Annotated in this window: 5 protein-coding genes; all 5 read right to left on the reverse strand. The window is 38.8% G+C overall.

Annotated features, from left to right (window positions below):
• Nucleotides 1-152 precede the first annotated feature (152 nt).
• The 5 genes from Q7P22_RS05215 to Q7P22_RS05235 all read right to left on the reverse strand — a co-directional run bounded on the left by Q7P22_RS05215 (nucleotide 153) and on the right by Q7P22_RS05235 (nucleotide 3,574).
• Entirely contained in the window at nucleotides 153-950 is a 798-nt protein-coding gene (locus tag Q7P22_RS05215; RefSeq protein WP_303861553.1) for a LysM domain-containing protein, read from the reverse strand.
• Complete coding sequence (locus Q7P22_RS05220; protein ID WP_303861556.1) at nucleotides 947-1,957, reverse strand: replication initiation factor domain-containing protein; 1,011 nt, start codon at nucleotides 1,955-1,957, stop codon at nucleotides 947-949. Before Q7P22_RS05220 ends, Q7P22_RS05215 begins: the two co-directional genes overlap by 4 nt.
• Nucleotides 1,958-2,185: 228 nt before the next feature.
• Nucleotides 2,186-2,530: a single-stranded DNA-binding protein gene (locus Q7P22_RS05225; protein WP_303861560.1), complete on the reverse strand. Its 345-nt coding sequence runs from the start codon at nucleotides 2,528-2,530 to the stop codon at nucleotides 2,186-2,188.
• 2 nt (nucleotides 2,531-2,532) lie between these two features.
• A complete protein-coding gene (locus tag Q7P22_RS05230; protein ID WP_303861562.1) occupies nucleotides 2,533-3,402 on the reverse strand; it encodes a tyrosine-type recombinase/integrase in 870 nt (289 codons plus the stop codon).
• A gap of 22 nt (nucleotides 3,403-3,424) precedes the next feature.
• Entirely contained in the window at nucleotides 3,425-3,574 is a 150-nt protein-coding gene (locus tag Q7P22_RS05235; protein WP_023060806.1) for a hypothetical protein, read from the reverse strand.
• Between the last annotated feature and the right edge of the window lie 299 nt (nucleotides 3,575-3,873).

Consider the following 3,873-nt stretch of genomic DNA (forward strand, 5'->3'; position numbering starts at 1 on the left):
AAGCCTCTATTAATCCTGTATTTTAAACTGTCTAATTTTTAGGTCTCAGTTCAGGGTTCATTGCCTGATCTTTCTTGTTTATTAAAGCTTAAAAATGAAATAATATAGTGTAAACATATCAGAGATAATCTCTGACAAATACAGTATACACCTTATGCAATGCGGACAACTTGTCCTGCGAATAATTTATCATCCTTTTCTGCACGATTAAGTGCAAGGAGATCCTCAAGAGGAATTCCGTGTCTACGGGCTATAGAATGCCACGTATCGCCTTTTTGTACTGCATAGTCAGTATCTACTAAGGAAAGTTGGTAGCCGGCCTCATCGGTGTAGAAGCCGTAGAAGTCATATGCTAGCAGTTGAGTCTCACCTTCGAAGTCATTGGTGTAAACCCAGGTTCCAGCTTCGGCGATGCCTGATAATTGCGCATTGCAGTTAATAATCGTTAGGTTGATGAGTTTAGGCAACTTAGATAGATCAATAATACAATCATCAATATCACGCTTCATAAGAGCTATATCAATGTAATTTTCGTCATGATAGTTAGAGATGAGATCAATTATCTCAACGATCTTTTCTTCGCGATCAGTTGATCTCTTATTTGGTGATATCCAGATAGTAATCTTTTCGCCACGCGTATAACCTAGCTGGTTAAAACGTCTTGAGAATAAGATCACATCAGTATAGATATCAGTGAGATCAGTAACCATGAATGCGTGAGTTTTCATGCCAGCCTGACGCGCCAAATTAGTATGTATGGTAGCAAATTTATAATGTGAGTATCCTGACAAGTGCAAGCAGATACTTGCTGTATCAATGCCTGCAGCCTTTAATCTTGCGTAATATTCCGAATCCGCTGGAGTAATTGCAGAGCAGAAAGCAAATTTTGGATATGCCTTTGTTGTTGCTACTGTACGAGTAATTGCTTTGGTATTAGTTGTCATTGTCATGCTGCTATTCCTTCTTCCATTTTTGATATATATTGATAAATCGCATCTTTATGCTTCTGTGTGAGCCTGGTTGATCCTTTGAGTATGATTTTACGTAACCAACTCATATCCCCTTGCTGCGCCTTTAACACAGTAGCAATCGTTGGGGCGATTTGTTTATCTAACCAAGAGGTCATGTCTTCGATAGTCTTTGCTTCTTTTTTAATCGTCAATTGTAATTTTTCTACATTTTCTAGTAGCTCGTTCCACCATGAAGCAGTCGGCCATCTTGACTTATTTTGATAGGTTGACGGCAAAATAAATCGTAAGTACTGTCTGAGCGTTCCCCTCAGCACATAACCTAATGATTTTTGACCATCAATCATATGATTTACCAACTTTTTGGCTCTATCTTTGCGATAAACCAACTCAAGTCTTGTCCAATGTTTCGGAACATCTTTTTCATCAGAATTTGCTTTTCGTTCTAAACTTTTATCATATATTCTGCAGAAAAGATCTGATGCTTGAGATCCAAAATACATTGTCCGTCCGATAAATTCTCCGCTTGAGGTTTGACGTGAGTTAACCTCGTCCCATTTACTCCACCTGGAAGTAAAATGACCGGCAATTGCGGCATCATGAATTCGATCATAATTAATAATCTTTGATTCATGATCATCAATTGCCAAATCGATTCGAGAAAAATTAACTCGTTTGAGAATATATAGACGTTGAATTAACTTAGTTAAATTATGCTTAGCCGCATATTGACGACATCCTTGCCCGGTGATCATCACATGTACACCAGATCTCTCATTGATCTTTGAATCAATGTCGATGTCATCCGAATTAGTAGTAAACATGATAAAAACATTGCCACCTGACCACTTATATTGATTGTGATAACCAAATCGTCCTTTGTTGAGTGCCTTAAAGTCGTCCCAATCCAAGCCGATAGTGTCTAAAACCAACGGCAGTTGGGCATCTAACACGGTAAACTCTAACCAGTCGATGATTACTGATAGCATAATTTTTACATCCTTTGATCAAATCTGGGATTTATTACCCCCCTATTAGTACTGGGGGGTGGATCCGATAGAAGTTACTTTTTTCTTTTTCGCTCGCCGCTAGGCAGGAAGAAAACCAGGTTTTCTTCTTTTTTGATAGCGTTCAAGTAATTAAAAAGCTGTCAACTCCTTATCCTCACGCGCTTTGCGTGCTCCGGTACCGTTGACAGCTCGTTAGTTATAACTATATTAAGCAGCCATGGCAGGATCCATAGTTACCGGTCTGTTAGGATCGTGTAAAAAGTGAGTAGAGCCTACTACGACAGTATGATGATATCTAACATGTTTAGTGTCTTCATCAATTGATGTTGATACCTGGAGCCGACCAGTACAAAGCACCTGACGTCCCTTGCCACAATGTTGGCAGATTGCAGCTGCGAGTTTGTCAAAAGCCACGCATCTAATAAAATCTGCTTCATTCTTGTTGTTTCTGCGTGGCACGGCAACAGTAAACCATGCATAGTCACGGCCTGATGCTGATCTCTTAATTTCTGGTGTGTCAGTTAATCTTCCTAAAATCTTAATGTTGTTCATCTCTAATCTTCTCCTTCAACATTCTTTAAATTAATTTTTGGTAAAAATGATGACATGTCTACAAGTGCAGATTGTGCGTAGTGGGCAGTCATTCCTAATGATTTGTGTCCTAAAAGGTACTGGACAGTCGTGAGTGGTACTCCTCGCTCTGTTAAAAGCGCCGCAAATGTATGCCGCAATAGGTGACAATGAAAACTAATTCCTGTAGTCTGCGCAAATTTAGTCGCATAGCCTTGGATAGTTCTCTTCGATATTCTGAAAAGTGGCCGATTATCGATTTCAAGTTCTGCACGATACTTCCATACAATCTCCGCTGCTTGTTTATCGATAATTGGGATACATCGATCACTGCCCCACTTAGCATCTTTAATATCAATGTATACGACTTTGCCACGTAAAGTGACATCGGACACACGCAAGTGAGCTGCCTCACCTACTCGACATCCTGAACCGTATAATAGCCAAAATACAGCTCTTGCGTTGGGTTGTAATCCGTCAATATAACTTTTGAAGATCTGCAGCTCTTCATTGGTTAAACGTTTAATACGTCTATTTTTTACATTTTTGGGATAATCACCAGGACTAATAATCACGCTATCCATGTAGCCTTTTTGGTTTGCCCATAAAGAAAATACCCGAATTGCGGATAATTTACATCTAACAGTTGTAATTTTCTGACACTTTTTAAAAAGTGTTTTGGTAAATCCGGACACATCATCATGAGTTATCTGGTCAATAGCTCTATTCTTATAGCTTAAATATCGACTAAACTCATTTAATCGTTGCTTATATTCCCTTAAAGTCCCTTTAGCACGGCCTTCTAGCCGCATATCCTCTATGAACTCATTTATGATTTTTTTCATGTTTTGCATAAATATAGAAATTGGTCGTGTGTTATTTGCTAGCTTTAGCATCCGACAAATGCATAATTGCCGAGGTTAATCCGTCTAATTTTGTCTCAATTCTCCAGATCAACATTAAGGCAATCACTACGCCTGAGGCCTGTTCTAGCACATATTTAACGATTTCTTGGGTTACGTTCATTAATCCTCCTTTTGGATGATTTCGCCCATATTCGCCGCACAGTGCTTGCATAAGTCAAGGCTTCCAACAAGCATTACCGATGATTCAGCATTCTTGACATCAAGGCGGTAATTTACATCTTTTACTCGTTTACAAAGCTCACATTTACGATAAACAGGACGTGCATATTGAAGTGAGACCTAAAAGTGTCTCACTTTTAGGTCTCACTTCATAGACCCAATCTAAGTCTATTTGTTTACATTTCTTCTATCTTGCTTGATCTTTTCTTTAACTTTTTAGCCTCTCTCTTAGATAAAGCT

It is taken from the genome of Alkalibaculum bacchi, from assembly GCF_937875145.1.
Lineage (GTDB): Bacteria > Bacillota > Clostridia > Eubacteriales > Alkalibacteraceae > Alkalibaculum > Alkalibaculum bacchi_A.

What these genes read in the sequence shown, in the direction of transcription:
- Q7P22_RS05220 (WP_303861556.1), bottom strand. Translation starts at nt 1,957, where the DNA reads ATGCTATCAGTAATCATCGACTGGTTAGAGTTTACCGTGTTAGATGCC.
- Q7P22_RS05225 (WP_303861560.1), bottom strand. Translation starts at nt 2,530, where the DNA reads ATGAACAACATTAAGATTTTAGGAAGATTAACTGACACACCAGAAATT.
- Q7P22_RS05235 (WP_023060806.1), bottom strand. Translation starts at nt 3,574, where the DNA reads ATGAACGTAACCCAAGAAATCGTTAAATATGTGCTAGAACAGGCCTCA.
- Q7P22_RS05215 (WP_303861553.1), bottom strand. Translation starts at nt 950, where the DNA reads ATGACAATGACAACTAATACCAAAGCAATTACTCGTACAGTAGCAACA.
- Q7P22_RS05230 (WP_303861562.1), bottom strand. Translation starts at nt 3,402, where the DNA reads ATGCAAAACATGAAAAAAATCATAAATGAGTTCATAGAGGATATGCGG.